This is a genomic window from Mycobacterium sp. NGS41, from assembly GCF_059812725.1.
In genome coordinates this window covers 40,947-63,294 of record NZ_JCALDF010000029.1, presented here as the reverse complement: position 1 = coordinate 63,294, position 22,348 = coordinate 40,947, and the positions used below count along the sequence as shown (strand labels likewise).

At 64.9% G+C, this 22,348-nt stretch carries 25 protein-coding genes and 1 pseudogene; 16 read left to right on the top strand and 10 right to left on the bottom strand.

The genetic code is table 11. From position 1 onward, the window contains the following. From AC5Y21_RS21260 to AC5Y21_RS21250, 3 genes are all read left to right on the top strand, one after another. Positions 1–534: DNA polymerase beta superfamily protein (locus AC5Y21_RS21260; RefSeq protein WP_499915175.1), on the top strand; the 534-nt coding region annotated here is incomplete at its 5' end. Positions 535–634: 100 nt separating this feature from the next. Next, positions 635–2,800 carry a hypothetical protein gene (locus AC5Y21_RS21255; protein WP_499915174.1) on the top strand — a complete coding sequence of 722 codons (2,166 nt, stop codon included), beginning with the start codon at positions 635–637 and terminating at the stop codon, positions 2,798–2,800. Between the two features lie 17 nt (positions 2,801–2,817). Then, on the top strand, positions 2,818–4,275 hold the full coding sequence (locus tag AC5Y21_RS21250; RefSeq protein ID WP_499915173.1) for a phospholipase D-like domain-containing protein: 1,458 nt from the start codon (positions 2,818–2,820) through the stop codon (positions 4,273–4,275). A gap of 34 nt (positions 4,276–4,309) precedes the next feature. Here AC5Y21_RS21250 and AC5Y21_RS21245 read toward each other — a convergent pair. After that, positions 4,310–4,657: pseudogene (locus AC5Y21_RS21245) on the bottom strand (Rv1363c family protein); the annotation flags it as partial. 174 nt (positions 4,658–4,831) lie between these two features. Between AC5Y21_RS21245 and AC5Y21_RS21240 the strand changes: the two are divergent. Further along, on the top strand, positions 4,832–5,044 hold the full coding sequence (locus AC5Y21_RS21240; protein WP_499915172.1) for a hypothetical protein: 213 nt from the start codon (positions 4,832–4,834) through the stop codon (positions 5,042–5,044). 102 nt (positions 5,045–5,146) lie between these two features. Then, positions 5,147–5,599, top strand: coding sequence for a universal stress protein (locus AC5Y21_RS21235; protein WP_499915171.1), 453 nt, complete (start codon positions 5,147–5,149; stop codon positions 5,597–5,599). A 14-nt stretch (positions 5,600–5,613) separates the two neighbouring features. On the opposite strand, the gene AC5Y21_RS21230 is transcribed toward AC5Y21_RS21235, so the two are convergent. After that, entirely contained in the window at positions 5,614–6,075 is a 462-nt protein-coding gene (locus tag AC5Y21_RS21230) for a winged helix-turn-helix transcriptional regulator (RefSeq protein ID WP_499915170.1), read from the bottom strand. Positions 6,076–6,154: 79 nt separating this feature from the next. Here AC5Y21_RS21230 and AC5Y21_RS21225 point away from each other — a divergent pair, with 79 nt between their 5' ends. The 3 genes from AC5Y21_RS21225 to AC5Y21_RS21215 are packed head-to-tail and all read left to right on the top strand — an operon-like array spanning position 6,155 to position 9,271. Then, complete coding sequence (locus AC5Y21_RS21225; protein WP_499915169.1) at positions 6,155–7,285, top strand: acyl-CoA dehydrogenase family protein; 1,131 nt, start codon at positions 6,155–6,157, stop codon at positions 7,283–7,285. Beyond that, the gene (locus tag AC5Y21_RS21220) at positions 7,282–8,256 is read left to right on the top strand and encodes an LLM class F420-dependent oxidoreductase (protein ID WP_499915168.1); all 975 of its coding nucleotides are present in this window, start codon (positions 7,282–7,284) and stop codon (positions 8,254–8,256) included. Before AC5Y21_RS21225 ends, AC5Y21_RS21220 begins: the two co-directional genes overlap by 4 nt. Position 8,257: 1 nt before the next feature. Beyond that, on the top strand, positions 8,258–9,271 hold the full coding sequence (locus AC5Y21_RS21215; protein WP_499915167.1) for an NADP-dependent oxidoreductase: 1,014 nt from the start codon (positions 8,258–8,260) through the stop codon (positions 9,269–9,271). Here the strand turns inward: AC5Y21_RS21215 and AC5Y21_RS21210 are convergent. After that, entirely contained in the window at positions 9,268–9,720 is a 453-nt protein-coding gene (locus AC5Y21_RS21210) for a GAF domain-containing protein (protein WP_499915166.1), read from the bottom strand. The genes AC5Y21_RS21215 and AC5Y21_RS21210 overlap by 4 nt on opposite strands. Position 9,721: 1 nt before the next feature. Next, complete coding sequence (locus tag AC5Y21_RS21205; protein WP_499915165.1) at positions 9,722–10,102, bottom strand: hypothetical protein; 381 nt, start codon at positions 10,100–10,102, stop codon at positions 9,722–9,724. 135 nt (positions 10,103–10,237) lie between these two features. Between AC5Y21_RS21205 and AC5Y21_RS21200 the strand changes: the two genes are divergently transcribed. The 4 genes from AC5Y21_RS21200 to AC5Y21_RS21185 all read left to right on the top strand — a co-directional run bounded on the left by AC5Y21_RS21200 (position 10,238) and on the right by AC5Y21_RS21185 (position 14,089). Then, on the top strand, positions 10,238–11,155 hold the full coding sequence (locus AC5Y21_RS21200) for a tocopherol cyclase family protein (protein ID WP_499915182.1): 918 nt from the start codon (positions 10,238–10,240) through the stop codon (positions 11,153–11,155). 101 nt (positions 11,156–11,256) lie between these two features. Further along, positions 11,257–12,147: a lytic transglycosylase domain-containing protein gene (locus tag AC5Y21_RS21195; RefSeq protein ID WP_499915181.1), complete on the top strand. Its 891-nt coding sequence runs from the start codon at positions 11,257–11,259 to the stop codon at positions 12,145–12,147. A gap of 90 nt (positions 12,148–12,237) precedes the next feature. Beyond that, positions 12,238–13,140: a DUF808 domain-containing protein gene (locus AC5Y21_RS21190; RefSeq protein WP_499915164.1), complete on the top strand. Its 903-nt coding sequence runs from the start codon at positions 12,238–12,240 to the stop codon at positions 13,138–13,140. A 28-nt stretch (positions 13,141–13,168) separates the two neighbouring features. Beyond that, positions 13,169–14,089: a TIGR03619 family F420-dependent LLM class oxidoreductase gene (locus tag AC5Y21_RS21185; RefSeq protein WP_499915163.1), complete on the top strand. Its 921-nt coding sequence runs from the start codon at positions 13,169–13,171 to the stop codon at positions 14,087–14,089. Between the two features lie 9 nt (positions 14,090–14,098). On the opposite strand, the gene AC5Y21_RS21180 is transcribed toward AC5Y21_RS21185, so the two are convergent. From AC5Y21_RS21180 to AC5Y21_RS21165, 4 genes are all read right to left on the bottom strand, one after another. Continuing rightward, complete coding sequence (locus AC5Y21_RS21180; RefSeq protein WP_499915162.1) at positions 14,099–14,902, bottom strand: SDR family NAD(P)-dependent oxidoreductase; 804 nt, start codon at positions 14,900–14,902, stop codon at positions 14,099–14,101. Positions 14,903–14,917: 15 nt separating this feature from the next. Next, complete coding sequence (locus AC5Y21_RS21175) at positions 14,918–15,583, bottom strand: TetR/AcrR family transcriptional regulator (protein ID WP_499915161.1); 666 nt, start codon at positions 15,581–15,583, stop codon at positions 14,918–14,920. A 109-nt stretch (positions 15,584–15,692) separates the two neighbouring features. Then, positions 15,693–16,265: a DUF732 domain-containing protein gene (locus tag AC5Y21_RS21170; RefSeq protein WP_499915160.1), complete on the bottom strand. Its 573-nt coding sequence runs from the start codon at positions 16,263–16,265 to the stop codon at positions 15,693–15,695. 147 nt (positions 16,266–16,412) lie between these two features. Next, positions 16,413–18,110 (bottom strand): patatin-like phospholipase family protein, encoded by a 1,698-nt coding sequence (locus AC5Y21_RS21165; RefSeq protein WP_499915180.1) that lies wholly within the window; start codon positions 18,108–18,110, stop codon positions 16,413–16,415. A 37-nt stretch (positions 18,111–18,147) separates the two neighbouring features. Here AC5Y21_RS21165 and AC5Y21_RS21160 point away from each other — a divergent pair, with 37 nt between their 5' ends. The 3 genes from AC5Y21_RS21160 to AC5Y21_RS21150 all read left to right on the top strand — a co-directional run bounded on the left by AC5Y21_RS21160 (position 18,148) and on the right by AC5Y21_RS21150 (position 19,752). Then, positions 18,148–18,414 (top strand): hypothetical protein, encoded by a 267-nt coding sequence (locus AC5Y21_RS21160; RefSeq protein WP_499915159.1) that lies wholly within the window; start codon positions 18,148–18,150, stop codon positions 18,412–18,414. A 22-nt stretch (positions 18,415–18,436) separates the two neighbouring features. Next, positions 18,437–18,841, top strand: a complete 405-nt coding sequence (locus AC5Y21_RS21155; RefSeq protein ID WP_499915158.1) for a DUF4267 domain-containing protein — start codon at positions 18,437–18,439, stop codon at positions 18,839–18,841. 80 nt (positions 18,842–18,921) lie between these two features. Beyond that, complete coding sequence (locus AC5Y21_RS21150; protein ID WP_499915157.1) at positions 18,922–19,752, top strand: LLM class F420-dependent oxidoreductase; 831 nt, start codon at positions 18,922–18,924, stop codon at positions 19,750–19,752. A gap of 5 nt (positions 19,753–19,757) precedes the next feature. Here AC5Y21_RS21150 and AC5Y21_RS21145 read toward each other — a convergent pair whose 3' ends face one another. Continuing rightward, positions 19,758–20,825 carry a phosphotransferase family protein gene (locus tag AC5Y21_RS21145; protein ID WP_499915156.1) on the bottom strand — a complete coding sequence of 356 codons (1,068 nt, stop codon included), beginning with the start codon at positions 20,823–20,825 and terminating at the stop codon, positions 19,758–19,760. 83 nt (positions 20,826–20,908) lie between these two features. Here AC5Y21_RS21145 and AC5Y21_RS21140 point away from each other — a divergent pair, with 83 nt between their 5' ends. After that, positions 20,909–21,742, top strand: coding sequence for an alpha/beta fold hydrolase (locus AC5Y21_RS21140; RefSeq protein WP_499915155.1), 834 nt, complete (start codon positions 20,909–20,911; stop codon positions 21,740–21,742). Here the strand turns inward: AC5Y21_RS21140 and AC5Y21_RS21135 are convergent. Beyond that, positions 21,739–22,302, bottom strand: coding sequence for a TetR/AcrR family transcriptional regulator (locus AC5Y21_RS21135; protein ID WP_499915154.1), 564 nt, complete (start codon positions 22,300–22,302; stop codon positions 21,739–21,741). The two genes, AC5Y21_RS21140 and AC5Y21_RS21135, sit on opposite strands and share 4 nt — an antisense overlap. Positions 22,303–22,348: the final 46 nt, after the last annotated feature.

Genomic DNA, 22,348 nt, shown 5'->3' with positions numbered 1-22,348 from the left:
TACGGCCTGCGTAAGTGGGCGCGGCTGACGGCAGCCGGCAATCCGACAGTCCTGTTGTTGCTGTTCGCTCCCGAGAGCGAGATCGTCTCGATCGAGGAACCGGGTCGCCAATTGCGCCGCAACCCGGAATTATTCCTGTCACGCGACTGCGGTCGCCGATTCATCGGCTATCTGGACGCTCAACGTGACCAAATGCTGGGTCTCCGCTCAAAGCACACCAACCGGCCAGAACTCGTCGATGTCTACGGCTTCGACACCAAATTCGCCTACCACGCGGTGCGCCTGGGATTGCAAGGCGCCGAACTGCTTTCGACCGGCCGGATCACCCTGCCCATGCCGGAAGCGTCGCGGACCTGGTTGCTCGACCTGCGGACCGGAAAGGTCGGCAAGGAGCAGGTGCTCGACACGATCGAGCATTGCCGCAACGAGCTCGTGACTCTCACCGACACCGCCGACCTACCCGACCACTGCGACTACGACCGACTCAACCGCTGGCTCATTGACGCCTATCGGAACTGGTGGGACGCCGCTTAGCGACCGCAGCATGACTCAAGAAAGGCGATTTTGGGTACAGAACCCGCAATCGACTTGAGCACGACATCACCTGCGCGCCGCCTGAGTACTGGAGTTTGCCATGCATCGTCCCGACACGATCATCGAAATTCACCGTGAACGCGTCCAGGATCAGACGCTCGACATGTTCAGCGGAGACAAGTACACCGAGTCGGTCGACGGCACCGGCTACTCAGCGACGGCCACTCTCGACCTCACGCTGGATCGCGTCTGGTTCATCCTGGATGCGCATCAGCGGCTGTGGCAGGAGGAGACCGACGGTGAAATCCACGATCCGCTGCGGCATTTCGCGATCGACTTGGTGATCTTCGACTCGAAAATCGTCATCGACTCCGTTACCTGTATCCCGCTGGTCGAGCTGCCGCCGGCGACGATCACGATCCCGGACGGTCCCCGCGCCGGGGAGTCGCGCGAGATCCCGTACAACGAGATTCCGCTGTTCGGCCGGTTGACGATTCACGACCAGCTCGAACCGCACCAAACGGAGCCGGGCAAGCAGACCATCGCACTGAACTTCGATGCGCAGGACGCTCCGGTGCTGGTGGCCACCTCGCTGCGCGACGAGTACGCCGCGCGGCTGTTCGGCCACCACGTCGAGCGTCGTCCCGAAGGCGATGTCGCGTTCACCGGACAAGACCCGCGGATCAGCTGGGAACTCGACTACGCCGAGGCGTATTGGATAACCCATAGCATCGCGGGCGAACTGATGGTGAATTTGGAAAAGCTACAACACCCCACCCTCTCCGACGACGACGCGCGAACCAGGGTGCTCGACTCGCTGGCCGCACAGATTGCCGACGCCGTCCGCCCCAAACTTGCCGAGATGGGCGACGAGGGCATGAAAGGGGTAGTCAAGCTGCTGCCGTCGCCGCTGGACATCGACCCCGACGCGCAGGACGACAGCACGTTCAAGGACCTCGACGCCATCGTGCAGCGCTTCGACGTCGGCTCCTCGGCCGAAGAAGCCATCCACGAATCCATGGTGGTCCAGCTAAAGACGCTGCGCGCATTGCCGGCAGGCGAGGACTTGCCGGCATCGATCCTGGCCGAAAACCCCCGTGAGAAGGCCGGATTGGCCGTCACCGGCTGGAGCATCCTGCGGCAGGTCCGGGACACCGTGATGAACAGCTTCGGTTTGGACGAGAGCGACTTCGACGACGATGCGCCGTGTCTGCTGGAGGGCCCGAAAACCATCAACATCGGCGGCCAGGAGCGCAGCCTGGACGCGCTCGACGCCGATATCGTCCCGCGAACCGAAGACGGGCGGCTGGTCGTCGACGGCACCGTGAGCGCCGAAACCGCGCTCTACGACTTCAAAGCCAACTTCAAGGTGACCTACGAGATGGGCCTGGACGACATACCGCGCGACCCAGCGAAGGAGGAGACGCAGCGGGCCAACCTGAAATCGATCGAAAGTCTCGAGCAGGCGCTGCGCGTAGCCGGCGACAAAAAGCGCGCCGGTGAGCTCAGCCACGAAGACTACGAGGCCGAGGTCAAGCGGGTCAGCGAGTGGTTCGATGAGCTGCCGAGAACCGTGGGTGTGCGACCGGCGCAGAATCCCCCGGAGCCCGAGGTGGATCCGGATTTCAGCCTGACGATAGCCGGCAAGGCCGCCGCGGCCGCTGGCGCCGCGGCCCTTGTAGGTCTGCTCGCGCTACCGGTGACCTGGGCGGCTGGGGCGGCGGCAGTGGGCGCCGGTGGTGCCGGCGGATTGCTGACGCTGGCGATCGCGCAGTACATCACGACGGTGTTGACGATTGACTGGTTCGGCACCGGAATCGGGTCACGCCAAGTCAAGAAATCGCTGAACGACCGCCCCGAAGGCACGTTGTTGCCTCCCATCGGAATACCGGTTGACGCGGATCTCAACCGCCAGCGCCTGGCGGTGTACTTCCGGCCGGTGCCGGGGAAACTGTGGGTCAGTTGCGTCACGGCTGGGGCCGCGGAAGACCAGGACGCTGACGACCGCAACGACATTCGGCTGGTCGGTGGCCGCTGGCCCACCGACGGCCAGCCCTGGAAGATCTCCAAGGATGACGCAGTACTATTCGTCGATTCCGGAGAACTGCAGCTCTTCGTGAAGCCCGACGGCGCCGGCGGCAACGATGTACCCATCGGTGTGGCCGACGGAGCGGATGGACTACGTCAGCTGCGGGCCGAGGGCACGGATCCTGGCGCGCTGCAACGGCTTCCGCAGTGCTCGCCCACGGATGACGAGCGGAACTGAACCGGAGGTGGAACGGGTTGCACGACGATCGACTGCTGACTCCCGGCCAGACGTGCTGGCGCATCGCGAATGCCGACCAGTTCGCCTACATCATCGATGCCGCCGATTACTTCAAGCATGTCAAGGCGGCGATGCTGCGCGCCCGGCACCGGATCATGCTGGTCGGTTGGGATTTCGACGCCAGGATGACATTCGAGCGGGGCGCCAAAACGCTGGCCGGCCCAAACCAACTCGGCGCCTTCCTCTATTGGATGCTGTGGAAGCGGCCAGCTCTCGAGATCTACGTATTGAAGTCCAATCTGCGTCTGCTGCCTGCCTTTGATGGCATCTGGTTCGGGCTGACCCCGGTGGCGGTGCTGAACCAGATCAGCAGCAAGCGAATGCACTTCGCCATCGACGGCGCCCGCCCGATCGGCGCAGTTCATCACCAGAAGGTTGTGGTGGTCGACGACGCGGTGGCGTTGTGCGGTGGCATCGATCTGACCATCGCCCGATGGGACACCCGCGCGCATCAGCACGAGAGTCGCGGCCGTCGGTCGGCGGGCCGCCGCTACGGGCCGCGGCACGAGGTTGGCGCAGCAGTCGACGGTCCGGCCGCGCGGACACTCGGCGAGCTGGCCCGAGACCGGTGGCACACCGCGACCGACCAAACATTGACGCCGGTGGCCGCTAAACACACCACCTGGCCCGGCAAATTGGAACCGGCGCTGCGCGACGTCGACGTCGGAATCGCGCGCACTTTACCGGAACTGGACGGTCGCCGCGAGGTTCGAGAGGTAGAGGCGCTTAACCTGGCCGCTATTGCGGCGGCCCGCCACACCATCTATCTGGAGAACCAGTATCTGGCAGCCCGGCGCATGGTCGATGCGCTGGCCGCTCGACTGAGGGAGGACGATGGTCCGGAGGTCGTTATCGTCATGCCCCGCCGAGGCAACAATCCTCTCGAGCGGGAAACGATGGACGGCGCACGCCACCGTCTCATCCAAGAGCTCTGGGCCGCAGACGATCATCGCCGATTGGGCGTCTACTGGCCGGTGACCGACGGCGGTGCGCCGATCTACGTTCACTCGAAGGTGCTGGTGATCGATGACCGGCTGCTGCGCGTCGGGTCATCGAATTTCAACAACCGATCGATGGGGTTCGACAGCGAGTGCGATCTGGCCGTCGAGGCGACCGCGGACAGCCCGCAACATGATGATGTCAGTCTTCAAATCACCCATCTGCGAGACCAATTGGTGTCCGAGCACCTCGGCGTGTCCGTCGGCGAGCTGGAAAAGGCGATGGCCGAATGCGAATCGCTCCTCAAGGCCATCGAATCGCTTCGAGGACAGGGCAAGACCTTGCGGCCGGTTACCGAACGGACAGTGTCGGACGAGGCGAGTCCGCTGGCGGAGAACGACCTGATGGATCCCGACCATGTTCCGCAGTCGCTGACCCGTAGTATGCAGCGATTCATCGCAGGACTGCGGCGCTGACCGAGGCGTAGTCTGTGCTACATCCCAACGCTTTTCAGGGCAGTTCGACCTTGCTGGCCAGCCATCGGCCGTCCACCTTCTCCATCGTCAACTTGACTCGGCTGCGGTCCAACTGCGGTACCGGGGCGGCGGCGTTGCTGACCGACTGGTCGATGAACAGCACAACCTCGACCCGGTCCTCGGTGGCGGACTTGACAGCGGCGTCGACGACGATGCCGTGGGCCGCCGCCTTGTTGTCGATCAGTGCCTGGCGAAGCTGGGCACTGAATTTCGTGTACATGTCTTTGAACTCACCGGTCGAGCCGTCGAGGACGTCGGTGAAACTTCGGTCGATGGCGTTAGGGTCGACGCTGGTGAGCGCGAGGATGTATTTCTTTGCCGCCTACGTCGCACGATCATTCGCCAATCCCGAACTCGCTGAATACCAAGCACGCTAATGAGTCGAACGTTGACGCTTGATGTTGATTACCATTGAATGATGGTCAGATCGCTGGCAAGAGCTGCTGTAGCGGCTACGGCCGTGGTTCTTGCGCCAGTTGCTCACGCAGATCGCACGGTGACAGCCAGCCAGGCCTGCTCGGAGGCGATCCCGGGATCGATACCGGTACAACTTACATTCGAGCTGTCGTGTCAGAACCCCGATGTCTGGAAGAGGCAGGGAACGCCGCTGGGGACCGAACCGATGCCTGCCTTGATGTCGCGAGTGTTTCCCGGTTCGTACCGCGTCAACCCGGCCAACCGCTGGTCGGACTGGGTGATTCCCGGGTGAACGGGGGCCTTCTGCTTCGGTTTACTAATCCGCTGTCGATGAACCGGTTTGAACCGCACTGCTTGCGGCTAGTTAATTGCGGTCGACTTTCGGGAGGGCGCGATGGGCAAATACAAGGTTGTAGTGGTCGGTACCGATGGATCGGATACATCGTTTCGCGCAGTTGACCGCGCTGCTGCGATCGCCGGCGACTCGGGGGCAAAGCTTATTGTTGCCACCGCGTTTCTGGACACAGAGCACAACGGTGCCGGACCCGATCCCGATCAGCCGCAGGGCGAGGGATATCGGACCGAGGGCAATGCGCCCGTCTACGAAATGCTTCGCGAAGCCGCGGGCAGAGCGCGGGACGCCGGTGCGACCGATGTCGAGGAGCGTGCCGTAGAAGGCGCTCCGGTGGACGCGCTGGTGCGGCTGGTCGAGGACGTTGAAGCTGACTTGCTTGTGGTGGGAAATGTCGGGGCCAATTCGATCGCCGGGCGGGTCCTCGGTTCTGTTCCAAAGACCGTTTCTCGTCGCGCCAACACCGAGGTTTTGGTCGTCGAAACCGACGACTGAAACATCGACAGCGTTCATCGCAGGTGGCCGGGCCCGGCTTCCGGTGTCACATTCCGCGCAGTGATCTCCTCGCCGCAGTGCGCGCAGATCAGACATGGATCGGCGAACTCGCCGCAGCTGTTGTGGCGCAGCACAATCGGCGGTCCGTCGGGGTGTGGCAAGTGCTCGTCTCCCCACCTCATGAGGACTACGATCGCCGCGAACAGGTCGTGGCCGGACTCGGTGAGCCGGTACTCGTGACGCTCGGGGTCCCGGGAATACGGCACCCGGTCCAGCAGTCCAACGTTGACGAGCATCCGTAGCCGCGACGAAAGCGTGGGCCGCGGGATGTTGAGGTTGCGTGCGAGCTGGCCGAAACGCTGCACACCGAAGAACGCCTCGCGCAGGATGAGAAGCGTCCAGCGCTCGCCGACCAGCTCGAGGGCCCGGCCAACGGACTCGCCTTCGAAGCGGTGGGACAGGTCGGCATCGGTCATAGTTCAATTACTGTACCCGGTTCAATTACTGAACCATAGGTGGTAACTTGACTGAACGTCACCGTCACCAGGAGCCGCGATGAATCAAACCGCCACCGACATCGAGATCCTCTCCGAGAAGATCGCGCTTTCGGCTCGGGAGATGTCGGCGGAGATAGACCGCGAGCGCCGACTTCCCGCCGAGCTGGTGGCCCGCCTGGGAGAGGCCGGGCTATTGCGCGCCACCATGCCGCGCGAGGTTGACGCGCTGGAGCTGGCGCCCGGTTCGGCACTGCGGTGCGCCGAAGCGGTGGCGCGCGGCGACGCCTCGGCGGGTTGGTGTGTGTCGATCGCGATCACCAGCGCCCTGCTGGTCGCTTACCTGCCCGCGTCGAGTCGTGACGAGATGTTCGGCGGCGGAAGGGGTGTCGCGGCGGGGGTATGGGCGCCGCGGGGCAAGGCGAAGTCGGTCGACGGCGGCGTGGTGGTGTCCGGCCGCTGGTCATTCTGCAGCGGGATCCACCACGCCGACATGATGTTCGCCGGTTGCTTCGTCGACGATCAGCGGATGCCATCCGTTGTGGCGCTACCCAAGGGCGATCTGCGGGTTCTCGACAACTGGCACACGCTGGGCCTGCGCGGCACCGGCAGCAACGACAGCGTTGCCGAAGACGTCTTCGTGCCCGCCGATCGCGTGCTTTCGGTGTTCGACGGACCGAGGCTGGACCGGCCGCTGTATCGCTTCCCGGTATTCGGCTTCTTCGCGCTGTGCATCGGCGCGGCGGCGCTGGGCAATGCACGCGCTGCGATCGATGACCTCGTGGAGCTGGCCGGCGGCAAAAAGGGATTGGAGTCCACCCGCACCCTGGCCGAACGCCCCGCGACCCAAGCGGCGGTCGCAACGGCCGAGGCCGCTCTGGCTGGTGCTCGAGCGCTGTACTACGAATCGATCGACGCGGCCTGGCAGGCCAGCCAGGATGCCACCCCGGTGCCGGTGGAGCTGCGCAACCGGCTCCGTCTGGCCGCCACCCACGCCGTCCGGACCTCGGCCGACGTGGTGCGCAGCATGTATGACCTCGCCGGCGGCAGCGCAATCTACGACGGCGCACCTCTGCAGCGCCGGTTTCGCGACGCATTCACCGCCACCGCGCACTTCCAGGTCAACGAGGCGTCTCGCGAGTTGTCCGGCCGTCTTCTGCTCAACCAGCCTGCCAACGTGTCGATGCTGTGACGGGTTTCGAAGTCGCCCTGCCGTTCTGGCTTGACCGCCCCGACGACGAGGCCACTGACGTCGCGCTGGCGGCATCCGACGCGGGTTTCGATGCGCTGTGGATCGGCGAAATGGCCACCTACGACGCGTTCGCGCTCGCGACTGCGGTCGGCCTCCGCGCACCCGGAATGCCGCTGAAAATCGGGCCGCTGGCCGTCGGTGTTCGCGGACCGGTGACGCTGGCCCTCGGGGCAAGTTCCGTCGCCTCCCTTACCGGCAACCGGGTGGATATCGCCTTGGGCGCCTCGAGTCCCGCGATCGTGACCGGCTGGCATGACCGGCAATGGGCGCACCATGTGCCGGTCATGCGCGAAACCATCGAATGCCTGCGTTCGATATTGACCGGTGAACGCCTCGATTACCTCGGTCGACACGTCAACAGCCACGGCTTCCGACTGCGCAGCCCAAGGGCTGATACGCGAATTGCCTTGGGGGCGTTCGGCCCTGGCATGATTCGGCTGGCGGCGCAGGACGCCGACGAAGTCGTGCTCAACCTTGCCTCGCCAGTTCGCGTCACGGAGGTTCGCACCGCAATTGAGACTGTCGCTGCGTCGGCCGGCCGCCCCGCACCACGCCTCACGGTATGGGTGCCGGTCGCGCTGAACCCCGGGTCTGCCGCGCACGCCCAACTGTCAGCTCAACTGGCCGTCTACCTCGGCCCGCCCGGCTACGGCGAAATGTTCAGCGCACTGGGGTTCGACGACCTCGTTCAGAAGGCCCGCGCCGGTGCGACCCGCCGCGAACTGGCGGCCGCGATTCCCGTCGAACTGCTCGACGAAGTGAGCGCACTGGGCTCCGCCGATCGAGTCGCGGCCCGGCTGAACGCCTACCTCGAAGCCGGTGCCGACTGCGTCGCGGTAGTGCCCTCCACAGCCGAAGACCCGGGAGCGCGGGCGACCCTGGCCGCGCTCAACCCTCTCACGGAGGTGTGAATTGACCGTCAACACCGTGTGCCGCCTGGCCGCCCGTCCGGACGGCCTGCCCAAGCCCTCGGACTGGGAAATTGCCGACGAGCCCGCAATGAGTCCGGGCGACGGCGAGTTTCTGGTGCGGGTCGACTACCTGTCGGTTGATCCGGCAATGCGGACGTGGATGAATGCCGGCCGGTCCTATGTGCCGCCGGTGGAGATTGGCGAAGTCATGCGCGCCGGTGGCATCGGGCGCGTCATCGACTCGCGTCATCCGGATTTCGCAGTCGACGACGAGGTATTTGGAATGTTCGGGGTACAGCGTTACACGGTTTCCGACGGCGGCGGCGTGACATCGGTCGACACCACACTCGCGCCCGCTCCGGTGCACCTCGGCGCACTCGGCATCAGCGGGCTGACGGCCTACTTCGGCCTACTCGACGTGGGGCGCCCGGAGCCGGGGCAGACCGTCGTCGTCTCCGGTGCGGCCGGTTCAGTGGGGAGCATCGCCGGTCAGATTGCACGGATCAGCGGATGCCGGGTGGTCGGCATCGCCGGTGGCGAGGAGAAATGCCGCTGGCTGGTGCAAGATCTCGGTTTCGACGCGGCCATCGACTACAAAGCCGGCGATCTGCGCAAACAGCTAAAGTCCCACGCCCCCAACGGCATCGACGTCTTCTTCGACAATGTCGGGGGAGAGGTGCTGGAGGCTGCGCTGTCGCGGTTGGCGCGCGGCGCGCGCGTCGTGCTATGCGGGGCCGTTTCGCAGTACAACGCCGCCGGCGAGTTGCGCGGGCTGGGCAACTACATGCAGCTGCTGGTGGCACGGGCATCGATGACGGGCTTCGTGGTCTTCGACTACGCTGACCGATATGCCGAAGCCGTTGTGCAGCTGGCAGATTGGCTGCACAGTGGTGGGTTGCGTTCACGTGAGCAAGTCATCCACGGCGGCATCGGCGACTTTCCCGAGGCCTTGTTGGCATTGTTTCGCGGTGACAACACCGGCAAACTGGTTCTGGCGCTCGACAGCGATTCCTAACGCTCCGATTTCGCCAACGCATCCCAGATTCGTTGTGTCTCAAGGCCGACAAACCGGTGATGGGTCTGCTGGAAGTTGCGTCCGCCCCGATTGAACGTCGCCACGACGGCCGCGGGCACATTCGGTTCGAGGAGGGGCTCCAATAGCCAGTCGCAGGGCCGCACGTGAACCAGATCCACCGTCTCAGCGGCGCCATCGGAGTCATAGAAGTACGGTCCCGCGATCCGTCCCAGCCAAAACAGCCCGTCGGAGTCGCGGGTCCACACGAACGACCCGTCTGCCGCCTCGATGAAGCGGGCAACCCGGCGGTTCAGCCGATCCTCCTCGCCGGGTCCGCGGACCAGCCGGCCGAATCCGCACAGGCCGAGCCGGCGGGCGCGTTCGATGGTCGCCGCGGTGTCGATGTCGTCGCTGCGGGATCGCATCGGCGCGCGGTAGACGTCGGTCATGCTACGACGGCGTCCGTTTGTGGGTGGGCTCCAATCCGGTCTTCGTGTCGAGATACTGCAACAGGTCGTGGGCCGCCAGCTCGACGTCCTTGTGCCGCCACTCGGACGCCCGGTAGACACAGGCGATCAACCCGCTGCGGTGGACGCGTCGAAAGTCTCCGTACACAAAGGCATACCGACCCTTTGTCTCCTCCGCCGCACCCTCGGTCAGCCCGAGATGCCACTCGCTGTACTCGTGCCACGAGTGCGATTTGAGGTAGGTGTTTTGTGCGGCGGCACGCGGTTGTGCCGCGCCCCAGTCGCTGTCGAGGACGTATTGCCGGGCGTCTATGAGTTTGCGTGCCTTCGCCAGCGCGGCTTCGTTCGGCACGTAGTTGGCCATAGGGATGATTGTCCCGCCGCGGCCGCCGGTTCACACCGACGGGTGGTGGGTATCAGGTGTGGTGTGGATATCGTCGGTTCTATCGCGCATACCGGTCAGCGGCTGATCTCTATCTATCGGCGGACCGGAGCCGATATGCCGTTCGCGGATCCGCTGCCCTCGCACGGCACCGAGATGGAGGGCTGGTTCTGGCGGCTCTCCGACCCGCTCGAGGGGCGGGTGGTGGTCGCCCTATGCAGCGCGAACCGACACCCCGACGGCGACTGGTCGACTGCCGCGATTGCTCTGCATCCTGGCGGATTGGTGCGTTCGGCCGCAATCGACGGTGTCAGCGCTGATCGAGACCGCTTCTCGGTAAAGGCGCTCGCGGGGTCAGACCTGGTCGATGCCGACCGCGATCAGCTCAGGATGGTTCTCGGTGACATCGAGGTGAACCTCAAACTCACACATGAACGGCAGTGGCCCAAAGCCTTTGGCGGTGGCGGCGTGTTCTCGTCGGTACCATTCCTGAATCAATACTGGCATCCGTACCGCCTGGGCGGTAAGGCGTCTGGAACGGCGACCTTCAGCGACCAAACTTGGACATTCACCGACGCCACCTTGTACTGCGAACGCAACTGGGGCGCAGGGTTTCCGCTTCGCTGGTGGTGGGGTCAGGCCCACGACTTCGGCGGATCCGACGTGTGCGTGGCCTTCTCGGGGGGCCTGCTTGAGTTGGGGCCGCTGAAGCGGGACGTCGCCGGAGTTGTTGTGCGACTGGGAAATCGGGTGCTGCGGATCACCGCGCCCGCGTTGGTCTCGTCCACTTGCGACGGGCAGCGATGGCACATCGATGCGCGCAGTGCGCGTTATCGGGTCGAGCTGGACGGAAGCGGTGTCGGCGCCGGGCCGCACGTGCTTCCGGTACCGCTGCCGGCCGAGCGCCGCAACATCGACACCGACTACGAATACTTGGCCGGCACCCTGCGCTGCCGGATCCGTGAATGGGGCCGCACCATCTTCGACGGCACGTCGGAGCTGGCCGGTTTGGAGATCGGCAGTCGACCGGCCTAGATTTCGCCGTATAGTCGATCTATTCAGCCGCAGGCGCGAGCCGGCGATGTTGGCAAGGATGGAGCAGGATGCACACGGCACCCGCAGGTAGATCCCGCGTGATGCGTTGCAGCGCGGGTCTTCTCGTCGGAATGCTCACCTTCGGACTAGCCGCTTGCACAGAGCCGACCATGACGTCGACCGTGGCACCGTCTCCGGTAGCGACCACGCTTCCGAAGCAGCCGGCGCTGGCATCGGACCCGGCGTTGCTCGGCGCCGATCTGGCCGCTGACGAGCAGACGCTACGCGACCCAGCCGCGTCGGAAGGCGCACTGGTGTCGGCGGCGCTCCGCCAGCAGGCGGCGTACCGCGCAATCGGACGTCACCCCGATTGGGAGGCGACCGTACGAGGGAAAATCCCGGCGTCGCTCGTCGGAACCTACGACCACAATATCGATGCGCGTCGGCATCTCACCGCGCTCAACGGGGGAGAGGCGAAAGACACGCTGCCTGCCTGGCGCATCGACCCGCCGGCGGCGGCCGACGTGCTGTTGGGCCTCTACCACGAAGCGGAGGGGGCGACCGGTGTCGGCTGGAACTACCTGGCGGCGATCAACCTGGTCGAGACCGGCTTCGGCCGCATCCAGGGGCTGAGCACCGCCGGGGCGCAGGGTCCGATGCAATTCCTGCCCTCGACCTGGGCCGCCTACGGCAACGGTGGCGACATCAACTCGCCCCACGACAGCATCATGGCGGCCGGTCGCTTCCTGGTCGCCAACGGCTTCGCCAACGACCGCGACCACGCCATCTTCGGGTACAACCACTCGGGCCAGTACGTCGGCGCGATCAATGACTACGCCGCGGCGCTGGCAAACGATCCCGGGGCCTTCGCCGGCTACTACCGATGGGATATCTACTACCTCACGACGTCGGGTGACATCCTCTTGCCAGTCGGGTACGCCCAGTCCCAACGGATACCCGTAGCCGAGTACCTGGCGAGTCACCCGCAGTAAAGCCCTTGTCAACGCGAAGCCATCTGTGCACCATCGATCCGGCCAATAGGGTCGACAGCGGGTAGCCTCCAACGCGATGGTGGGGACGCGATGAGTGCGGGTCTGTTCGGCCTCCTGGACGATATTGCGGTTCTCGTGCGACTGGCCGCCGCCAGCGGTCGCGCGACCGCCAAGGCTGCGGGAGTTGTCATCGACGACACCGCGGTGACGCCGCAATACATCCATGGGATCGCGGCCGACCGCGAGTTGCCCATGATCAAGCGCATCGCGATGGGGTCGCTGCGCAACAAGATCGTGGTGATCCTGCCCGTCGCCATGCTGCTCAGTCAGTTGGCGCCGATGCTGCTGCACCCCATCCTGATGCTCGGCGCCACTTATCTGTGTTATGAAGCCGCAGAAAAGCTGTGGGACAGCATCCGCGGCCACGAGCACGAGGCGGCGCCGGTCAACGAGGACGCCATGGTGGCCGGGGCGATCCGGACCGACCTGATCCTGTCGGCCGAGATCATGGTGATCGCGCTCAACGAGGTGACCGGCCAGGCATTCCTGCCGCGGCTCATCATCCTCATCGTCGTTGCTTTGGTCCTCACCGCCGTGGTGTATGGCGTCGTTGCCATCGTCGTCAAGATGGATGACGTCGGCTTGAGCCTCACTCAGACCACGTCCCGAATCGGGCAGAAGGTTGGTCGGGTCCTGGTCGCCGGCATGCCGAGAGTGCTGACAACGCTTTCGGCGGTCGGCACGCTGGCCATGCTCTGGGTGGGCGGACACATATTGCTGACGGGGGCCAACCGCCTCGGCTGGCATACCCCGTACGGCTTGCTTCACCAGCTCGACCAACAGATTCACCACGCCATCCCAGCGGTAGGTGGCGTGGTGTCCTGGTTGGTCGACACCGGAGTGTCCGCCGTGATCGGATTGGTCGTCGGCGTCGTGGCGGTCGCACTCATGCATCTGGTGGTATTGGTGCGCCGACGTATTTCCTCCCGATAGGCGCAGCGGGGCAACGAAGGAGTACTGAATGAAACTCGCCTTCGCCCTGCCGCACACGGTGCGCCTCAAGGCGCTCACCCAGCCGTGGGAAGTCAACGTCACCGGAGCGGACCAGACCCGTCTGGTCAAGCAGGCCGAAGCAATGGGCTACGACATGATCGCGATTCCTGAGCATTTCGTGATCCCCGACGAACACGTCGAACTTTCCGGTCCGCACTACCTGCAGTCGACGATCGCCCAGGCCTACATCGCCGGGGCCACCGAGAAGATCCGGCTCAACTCGTGCGTCACCATCCTGCCGCTGCAGCATCCGATCGTGCTGGCAAAGACGCTGGCCACCGGCGATTGGATGAGCGGCGGACGCATGATGGTCACTTTCGGGGTCGGGTGGCTCAAGCGCGAGTTCAACCTTCTCGGGGTGCCCTTTGACCGGCGCGGCCGGATCGCCGACGAATACCTCGCGGCGATCATCGAACTGTGGACCAGCGAGTCACCTCGTTTCGAGGGCCGCTACGTGTCATTCCACGATGTGGCCTTCGAACCGAAACCGGTTCAGAAACCGCATCTTCCAGTCTGGATCGGAGGCGACGCAGACGCCGCACTCAAACGCGCCGCCAAATTCGCCTCCGGTTGGTGGCCGTTTCTCACTCCGCCGGACCAGATCGCCGAACGCCTCGAGTTCATTAAGAGCCAACCCGGCTACGACGGGCGCCCGTTCGAAGTCATGCACGGAATGGCCACCAGACGCGTCGGCGCGGGACATCGCGTCCAGGACAATCCCGACGCGCGTCCGAGCATGAGCGCGACGGAGATCGTCGATCACCTGAGCTGGCTCGCCGAGCAGGGGGTGACCTTCAGTTCGGTGCCCGTGCCCCCGGTGAGGGGGGTCGACGAGTACCTCGACTACGCCCAATGGGTGATCGAGGAGATCAAGCCCAAGGTGCCCTAGCGGCGGGCATCAGACGAAGTCCGAGCCGCCGTCGACGTTCACCGTTGCGCCGGTGACATAGCCGTTGCGGTGGGATGCCAGATATGCGGTGATGGAAGCGATCTCTTCGGGGAGCCCGGCCCGGCCGAGATCGCATGGCTGGTGGAAGTACTTGTCAATCCAGGTCATGACGTCAGTCGGGTTGGTGGCATCGAGGCCGTCGGCGGCGAGGACATCCTTGAGTTGTTCGGTGAAGCTGGCCGTCACGATGGTGCCCGGACACACGCAATTCACCAGAATGCCGTCCTTGGCAAGGCTTTTCGACAAGTTCTTGGTGACGCTGGACAGCGCCGCCTTCGATGCCGTATAGGCGACGATCCGCGGATTCTGACGCTGAATCGAGTGCGCGGAAAGAGTTACGATGCGGGCCCACTCAGCGGCGCGCAGCAGCGGCAACGCGGCGCGAATCGAGCGGACGCCCGACATGGTTCCGAGGGTGAACGTGGCATCCCAGTCCGCGTCGTCCATCTCCTCGAAATACCCATCGCCCGGGCCGATGGTGTGGACCAGGCTGTTGAGCTGTCCCCAGCGCTCGGAGACGGTGGCGAACGCGGCGGTGATGGATGCCGGATCGGTCATGTCCACGCTGATTCCCACGGCGTCCGGAGCACCGGCCTCCCGAAGTTTTGCTACTGCGGCGTCAAGCCCCGCCCGGTCTCGGGCCATCACGGCCACACCGGCTCCTTCAGCTGCCAGGGTTTCCGCGATAGCCAGTCCCATGCCCTTGCTGCCGCCGGTGACAACGGCTTTCGATCCGGCAAGTCCCAAGTCCATCGTGTCTCCTTGTGATCAGTGCTGCGCAACCAGTTGTGCGATCGCTTCGGGAGCCACGCCCAGTCCGCGCAGGCAGAAACGAAGCGTACGTCGACGAACGTCCGCGCGTTCGCAATCCCCTGTGGCCCAATGCCGTTCAGTGCCCGCCCACACCACACCTTGAATCGACTGTGCCTCAGCGACCGGATCGATGTCGTGAAATACCCCCTGCGCCACACCACGCCGAAGTTGTTCGACGAGGGGCTCGAGCATCTGGGCGTATGCGGGCGCAACCAGCTCGGGAGAGGCGAACATCTGCGACTGCGCCTCCAGCGACAGGTGCCGTAGACCGGATTTGGTGTTCTCGTCGAATGCCAGGTCGAGTCGTCCGTCGATCCAGGCGGCGACAGCCTCGACCGGATTCGATGCTCGTGCCATTCGTCTTCGCAGCCTTAGCATTTCACCGCGTGACATCTCCAGAAACACCGCGGCTACCAGCTCGTCTTTCGATTCGAAGTGGCGGTAGAAGGCCCGGGTGCTCAGCTGCGCGCGCTCCAGGACCGTAGCTATGCTGAGCCCTCGAACCCCCTGCTCTCGAACGGATTTCGCGGCGGCGGTCAGGATGGCGCGACGCACGTCGGGGTCAGCGGCAAGCTTGTTGCGTCGCCGTGTTGCCGGCCGCGTCACGCGCGCCACGCTCACGTTGCCTCCGGGGTACGGCAGTCAGGGAACGCATTATCTGAGAACAACGTTTTCATTTAACGCTGAATCACTATCGCTGCCAACTGTCTAGGTTGTCAAGCTGGATGTGTCAGTAGCCGCGTTGCGGGCAGTAGGACTTAATGGAGATGTTCAGGTAGTCATCGGCGTGGTTTGCCAGGTCGGGATTGGCCGCGCGAAACGCATCCGCTTCAGCCTGTCTGGTGACCCCTCGACTCAGGTCCAGGCAAACCTGCTTACCGTTGGCGACGGCGGCATCGGGATTACGGAACGTGATGCCCTTTTCGTTGAGCGCCTGGATGTATTTGTGGTCCTGATCGGGTGTGGATGTGATTGAGGTGGTAACGCCGCCCGCGGTTGCCGAAGCCGGCGGTTCGGATCCCGCAGGTGCGGTTGAAGTCGCACCTTGCGACGGCGCTGCCTTGGTAGGAGTATTCCCCGACGTCAACGCCCAGCGGCCCAGCACAATTGCCCCTGCCAGCACCAGACACGCCGCAACCAGCAAGCCGGCGATGCGTAACGTCGCGCTCCATGACTGGCCTTCAACCTTGCTCTGGGGTTGGTCGACCCGGACATCACCGCCGCCGCGGCCGCCGTCGTCGCCGAGGACATCCGGGCTCGACCAGGCGAGCTCGACCTTGTCGGTCGGTCTGGTGTTCGGCATGGCAGTGGTCTCGCCACCGCCGACCGGGGCGGCCCTCGTCTGACCACTATCTAAAGAGGCGGCGACCGTAGGGTCGGAAGGCCGCCGGTCCCGCTTGGCCATGCAGGCCATGCTAGCCGCCCCACCCCCAAGTCCGCGCCTACCGCGTCAAGTCAGGTAGCGGTTGCGCCATCGGGCGAAACGATTCGTCGGCAACTGAATCGCGGCCATCACCGAGCTCATCGACGACGCCACCGACTTCGCATGCGCCTTGGGCTCGGCGGTGGGAACCGCGGGGGCATCGCCCTCCCACCACGTCGGCTCCAACAACGCCGATGTCACCGGGATCGCCCTGTCGACGCTATTGCGCCCCCACTTGCACGCGCGGTCGATGGCCGCGACCGAGGGCGCCAGGTTGATCGGTGAGAGCGTCGGCTGGAACCGCACGAGGTGATCGGCGTAGGGCGCGTTGCGCAGCATCTGCAACTGGATCGCCTGCAGGATCGGGGCCAGCCACAGGTGCCGCGAGTCCCATTGCGGATGGAAGCAGTCGAACGCCAGATAGCACGCGTTGCGGGTGCCGAGCTTTCCTTCGCGCACTCGCTTCCACGCCAGCTCTACGGGGACGTTGCTCGCCGCGCCGCCGTCGACGAGAGCTGCGACGTCTTTTTCATCGCATAGCTCGTCGAGGATCGGGAGCATGTCGGGGTCGCTGGTCTCGTGGTGCAGCACGCCGGGGATAGCCGACGAAAACGACGCCGCGTCAATGACATTGAGGTCGCGGGCCGGGTCGTCTCCGCTAACGACGATCGGCTTGACGACCCGCAGGTCGATGAAGGCCGACACTTGCCACATGCGGGCTCCCACCCGCGGGCCGATTCCGATCGGGATGAAGGGCAGCGACCGTCCCTGCAGCGCCGCCAGTTCAGGATGCCGAAACTTGGACGGCAGCGCCGCATAAGGCTGCTTGCGCACTCCGGCGACAACGACGTCGAACGGGATCGCCAGGTCCGACATCCGCATCAGCTCGCCGTCCTCACGGCTGAGCAGGGCGCGGGCGAACTGGTCGAAGCGCAACGCGAAGAGACCGGCCAGACCGTGGCGGCGGCGCATCCGCTCAGGTCCGAGGATTGCGCGGTACGACACCGACTTGGCCCAGTCGACGTACTCCTCGATCGGCACCGGGAGGGTGCGAGCCACCAGGCTGCCCATGATCGACCCGAACGACGAGCCGATCATGTAATCGGGCAGCTCGCCGGCCTCGAGCAGGCGCTGCATGCCGCCGATGTAGACGAAACCCGCGCCCCCACCGCCGCCGAGCACCGTGACGAGCTTCTTGTAGCCGACCTCTGCGTCGAGTTCGGCGGGGGAGAAGTCACTGCCGTGGCGCTCGATGAGGACCTGCCGCTGGTCCTCCTGATCGTCGACCAAGCCGGCCAGCACCTCGCGTGCGGTCGTCAGGGCGGTGACCGGGTCAACTTCCTCGCGCAGCGGTCCATAGAGCGCGTCGGTGACTCTGGATCGCCACGGTGCCACTTCGGCGCCGACGGCGATGTCCCCTCGCCCGCGGCTCCCGCCCGGACCGGCGGCGCCCGGCTCGAAGTCGTCGAGTCTGACGAAGTTGAGGATGTAGCGCAGCTTGCGCAGCTCTTCGCTGCTCAACACATCCGGGTTGGACAGGTGCAGCCGGATGAGCCGGTTCTCCATCCGCTGCAGCAACAGGGCGGGCTCGGCATCCGGCAGGTCGACCGTCTCCAGCCCCGCATCGGTATCGGAGGCCTCGTCCTCGATTTCCTCGATCACGTCGAGCTCGGGACCGCGCCGGCTCAAACGGCTGCGCAGCGCGCCGACGAACGGGATCTCCATGAGGACCAACCCTCTCATGTCGGCGTAGCCTCAACGGATGGCCCAAGGCACGATGGCTCTGTTTCAGCGCGCGGTGAATCACCCGGTCAGCGTCGGTGCGCTGATCGAAGTGGGGATATGGCTCGCGATTCCGTACTTGTGCATCGGCGTGGCGTGGACTGTGGTGCACCCCGCGCAAACTCAACAGATTCAGACACGACTCGAACAGATATCGCCGGCAGGAGCTGACATCGGGGCGTTCGGGTTGATGACGGCATTCTGGCCGGCGTCGTTGCAGATCGCGAATGCGTGCCCGGCCCGCTGATTGGGCGGGCTAGGCTGCGCCCATGTCGATAGATCGTGCCGCGCTTCTGGCGGGCAGTATCCGGCTTGCGTCGGGCATCTCGTTTCTCGTCGACCCCGTTCGCGCCAACCGGCTCTGGGGCGCAGACTCCGAAGAGTCGTCACCGACGGCGCGACTGCTGCTGCGGTCGATGGGCTACCGCGACGCATTGATCGGCGCGCTGCTCGCGGGGGCGGGGCTGCGCGGCAGGAACACCCGCGGCTGGTTTCTGGCGTCCGCCGGCGCCGACGCGTCCGACCTGCTCGGCGGGATGAGCGTGCACGACGAGATGAAGCGCTCCCAACAGATCATCGGCCTGGGCGGCGCCGTCGTCGGCATCGGCGTCGGGCTCTGGGGAGCGGCTCGCCGGGGCACGCGGGCCGATCAGGTCGATACGAGCGCGCAGTAGCGGCGTTCGGTCTCGCATCTCGGTGCACAGTTGAGCCCTAGGGTTAGCGGCACGGACTTGCGCTGACGAGAGGAGCGAGCATGCGTTTCGGTGTTTTGACGTTTATCACCGACGAGGGCATTGGTCCGGTCGACCTGGGAGCGGCACTGGAGGAGCGCGGATTCGAGTCGCTGTTCGTCGCCGAGCACACCCACATCCCGGTCGATAGGAAGACGCCGTATCCGAGTGGTGGCCCGATTCCCCGGAAGTATTACCGACCGCTCGACCCGTTCGTGGCGTTGACCGCGGCGGCGGTTGCCACCGAGAAGCTGGTTCTTGGCACCGGTATAGCTCTGGTTCCGCAACGCGACCCGATCGTGACGGCCAAAGAGGTTGCGTCGTTGGATCTCGTGTCGCAGGGGCGATTTCGCTTCGGCGTCGGTGTGGGTTGGCTACGCGAAGAGATCGCCAACCACGGTGTCGATCCCGCGGTGCGCGGACGGGTGACCGATGAGCGGCTGGACGCGATGATCGCGATATGGACGCAAGAGGAGGCCGAATTCCATGGAAAATACCTGGATTTCGATCCGATCCACTGCTGGCCTAAGCCGGTGACAACACCATTTCCGCCGCTCTATGTCGGTGGGGGGCCGACCAGCTTCAAGCGCATCGCCCGGCTGAATGCAGGGTGGATCGCGATCACCCCGTTGCCAGAACTCCTGTCGGGTCCGCTCGAAGAGCTGCGTGCGATCGCAGGCGGCGACGTGCCCGTGACAGTGTGCCAGTGGGGTGAGGAGCAGACGGCGAAAGCCGTTGCGGGCTATCAAGATCTAGGAGTAGAGCGGGTCTTGTTGGACCTACCGACCGAGCCTCGTGACCAGACGCTTCGACGCCTGGATGAACTGGCCACCGACCTCGCGCAGCTGCGGTAGAGCCTTCAACGGCGCATCGCGTCTACCGTCCACCTGGGGAGAAAGGGTGCACGCGTGAGGAAGTGATCGCTCTGGCCGATCTTGCGCAACAGCATCTGTGTGCGCAGGATGCAGCATCCCATGCGCACCATGGCGAAGATCTCATACCAGCCGAGATCGGTGAGACTCCGCCCAATCATCTTCTCGTACCGTCGGATAACGCCCTCGCGAGTGTCAAAGCCGGGCAACTCGGGGTCCAGATCCAGGCCGTTGACCTCCAGCATCTGGCGGCGGGTCGCCAGCCACCAGCCAAAGTCGGTCTCGGCCGGACATACACAGGCCTGCTCCCAGTCCAGTGCTCCGACGAGCTGGCCGGAGTCGTCGAAGATCGCGTTCGACAGCCGCGCGTCGTTCCAGCAGACCGCCAAGGGGACGGCTGCTTCTGGTTGTTGACGGATCAGCCAGTTGAATGCCTCGGTCATCAGGTCGGGAACCTGATTGTCGGTTCCCCACTGCACATAATCGCGCCACCATGCCAATTCGGCCGCGACCCCCACCCCGCCCGGCCGTTCCAGCCAGGTGGCCTCGCCGACTGGAACGCGCTGCAGACCGGCCAGCGTTTCCAGGAACGAGTCGTGGGCGCGCCGCTGCACATCAGGACCCGCATCGTGCAACCACCCCCGCGACGCGTACGACGTGTCGGACGGCGTGTGACCGGGGATTCGTGGCATTACCAAAAACCTTGAGCCAATCCACGATTCGTCGGGTTCGTAGTGAATCGGCGATGGAGTCGCAATCCCGTGCTCGTGCAGCAGGTTCTGCGTTCGGGTCTGGGCGTCCAGGTCATAGCGCGGGAAGATTCCACCACCCGCGGGCGGGATCCGCACCACGCAGTCCCTGACGCCTTTGGCATCCTCATCCGTCTCGGCGATTTCGGCGGTGAATTTTAGGCTTTCGCTCGACCACCCTGCGGCCCGATTCGCCGCGCGCAGATCCGACACCACGGTCCTGCGCCCGAACTTGTGCTCGAACCACGACTCGAGTCGTGGTCGGGTGGCGGCCAGATCGCGTTGCACGAGGGCGATGCCAGCCATGCCAGGTAGATTTACATAGGCCACGTCAAATGTAAAGTGTTAGTTGTTTACGTCTGGCCAGCGCCATGTAATACGCTCCTTGGGTGAGCGGTCCCCTGACGTTTGGCGACATCGAGGACGCAAGTCTGCCATTGGCGGTTCTTGTCCACGGCTTCCCTGCCACGCCGAACACCTGGCGATACCTGGGGCCCGATCTCGCCTCCCGCGGCTACCGCGTCGTTGCGCCGTGGCTACCGGGGTACGACGCCCCCGTGCCAACACCCGTCAGCGTGGGCACCTACGTGCGCCACGTCCTCGACGTCCGTCGGACCTATCGGGCCGACGAGCGGGCAATACTTGTCGGGCACGATTGGGGGGCCAACGCCGGATACGGAGTCGTCGCCACCGACCCGACGGCTTTTCGCCGGTTCGTCGCACTGGCCGTTCCGCCGATCGCGGCGCTGAGCGCCGGCATGTTCACCTATGCCCAGCTCAAGCGCTCGTTCTATATCTGGTTCATCCAGCAAGTCGGCCTGGCCGAATCCGCACTCCTGGCGCCGGGCTTCTGGGAGCGGCTGTGGAGGGACTGGTCACCCGGCCACGATCCCCGCGATGACGTGGCTGACCTGCGTCGATATGTGACAGCGGACAATATCGCCAGCGTCGTCTGCCCCTACCGGGCGTCCTTCAACCCAGAGTTCGCCGATCCGGATGCGCAGGACGAGGCCGCGGCGACGACGCAGCCGTCACCGGTACCGACGCTGTACTTGCACGGCGCCGACGACGGAGCCATCGGTGCCGACGTGCTCGGTGATATCGTCGCTTACCTGCCCGCGGCCGGATCGGCTTTCGAAATCGTCGACGGCGCAGGGCATTTCCTGCATCTCGAGCAGCCCGATCTCGTCGCTGCCCGGATCGCGGCCTGGTTGGACGGCTAGACGGCGGTAGATGCGCGCAGGCGCCTGCGGGACGTGTCGAGACCGGCGGCGTGGCGCAGCTCGGCCAGGAACCGGTCGGCACTACCGCCACCAATCATGTAGTGGCAGAAGGCGATCCGTACCACCGCCCCGGCCGCAATGTCATTGGTGTCGGTGCCGATGATGCGGGCGATGCGCTCCTGCATGATCGGCAGCACCCGCTTCATCTGGAACAGGACGTGGTCGGGCTCGGTGTCGGCAAGCGAGCCCAGCGAATACCTGCTATGGAAATCGACGATGAACTGCAGGGCGGCGTCGAGCCGGTCGGCGCCGCTCAACCCGGCGATGGCGGCGGCGATGCCGGCGTCGAAATTGTCCTGCTCGTAGAGACCGAACGCCTCCAGCAGCCCTTCTTTCGAGCCGAAGTAGCGGTACAGCGTCGGACGCGAGACCTTGGCCTCGGCGGCTACGTCGGACAGTTGCAGCTTGCGGCGACCATTGCGGGCGAGCACGACGAACGTCGCGGCCAGGATCCGCCGCCTCGTCGATGATTCGGCCGTGACGACCGAACGAGAAGCCACATCGCGTACTTTACATCTAGACGGTCAAATGTCACACTTGCGCTAC

Excerpts from the sequence above, each read along its gene's own strand:
- AC5Y21_RS21255 (WP_499915174.1), top strand. The coding sequence starts at position 635 with ATGCATCGTCCCGACACGATCATCGAAATTCACCGTGAACGCGTCCAG.
- AC5Y21_RS21235 (WP_499915171.1), top strand. The coding sequence starts at position 5,147 with ATGGGCAAATACAAGGTTGTAGTGGTCGGTACCGATGGATCGGATACA.
- AC5Y21_RS21230 (WP_499915170.1), bottom strand. The coding sequence starts at position 6,075 with ATGACCGATGCCGACCTGTCCCACCGCTTCGAAGGCGAGTCCGTTGGC.
- AC5Y21_RS21225 (WP_499915169.1), top strand. The coding sequence starts at position 6,155 with ATGAATCAAACCGCCACCGACATCGAGATCCTCTCCGAGAAGATCGCG.
- AC5Y21_RS21210 (WP_499915166.1), bottom strand. The coding sequence starts at position 9,720 with ATGACCGACGTCTACCGCGCGCCGATGCGATCCCGCAGCGACGACATC.
- AC5Y21_RS21205 (WP_499915165.1), bottom strand. The coding sequence starts at position 10,102 with ATGGCCAACTACGTGCCGAACGAAGCCGCGCTGGCGAAGGCACGCAAA.
- AC5Y21_RS21200 (WP_499915182.1), top strand. The coding sequence starts at position 10,238 with ATGCCGTTCGCGGATCCGCTGCCCTCGCACGGCACCGAGATGGAGGGC.
- AC5Y21_RS21195 (WP_499915181.1), top strand. The coding sequence starts at position 11,257 with ATGCGTTGCAGCGCGGGTCTTCTCGTCGGAATGCTCACCTTCGGACTA.
- AC5Y21_RS21190 (WP_499915164.1), top strand. The coding sequence starts at position 12,238 with ATGAGTGCGGGTCTGTTCGGCCTCCTGGACGATATTGCGGTTCTCGTG.
- AC5Y21_RS21185 (WP_499915163.1), top strand. The coding sequence starts at position 13,169 with ATGAAACTCGCCTTCGCCCTGCCGCACACGGTGCGCCTCAAGGCGCTC.
- AC5Y21_RS21180 (WP_499915162.1), bottom strand. The coding sequence starts at position 14,902 with ATGGACTTGGGACTTGCCGGATCGAAAGCCGTTGTCACCGGCGGCAGC.
- AC5Y21_RS21170 (WP_499915160.1), bottom strand. The coding sequence starts at position 16,265 with ATGCCGAACACCAGACCGACCGACAAGGTCGAGCTCGCCTGGTCGAGC.
- AC5Y21_RS21165 (WP_499915180.1), bottom strand. The coding sequence starts at position 18,110 with ATGGAGATCCCGTTCGTCGGCGCGCTGCGCAGCCGTTTGAGCCGGCGC.
- AC5Y21_RS21160 (WP_499915159.1), top strand. The coding sequence starts at position 18,148 with ATGGCCCAAGGCACGATGGCTCTGTTTCAGCGCGCGGTGAATCACCCG.
- AC5Y21_RS21155 (WP_499915158.1), top strand. The coding sequence starts at position 18,437 with ATGTCGATAGATCGTGCCGCGCTTCTGGCGGGCAGTATCCGGCTTGCG.
- AC5Y21_RS21150 (WP_499915157.1), top strand. The coding sequence starts at position 18,922 with ATGCGTTTCGGTGTTTTGACGTTTATCACCGACGAGGGCATTGGTCCG.
- AC5Y21_RS21145 (WP_499915156.1), bottom strand. The coding sequence starts at position 20,825 with ATGGCTGGCATCGCCCTCGTGCAACGCGATCTGGCCGCCACCCGACCA.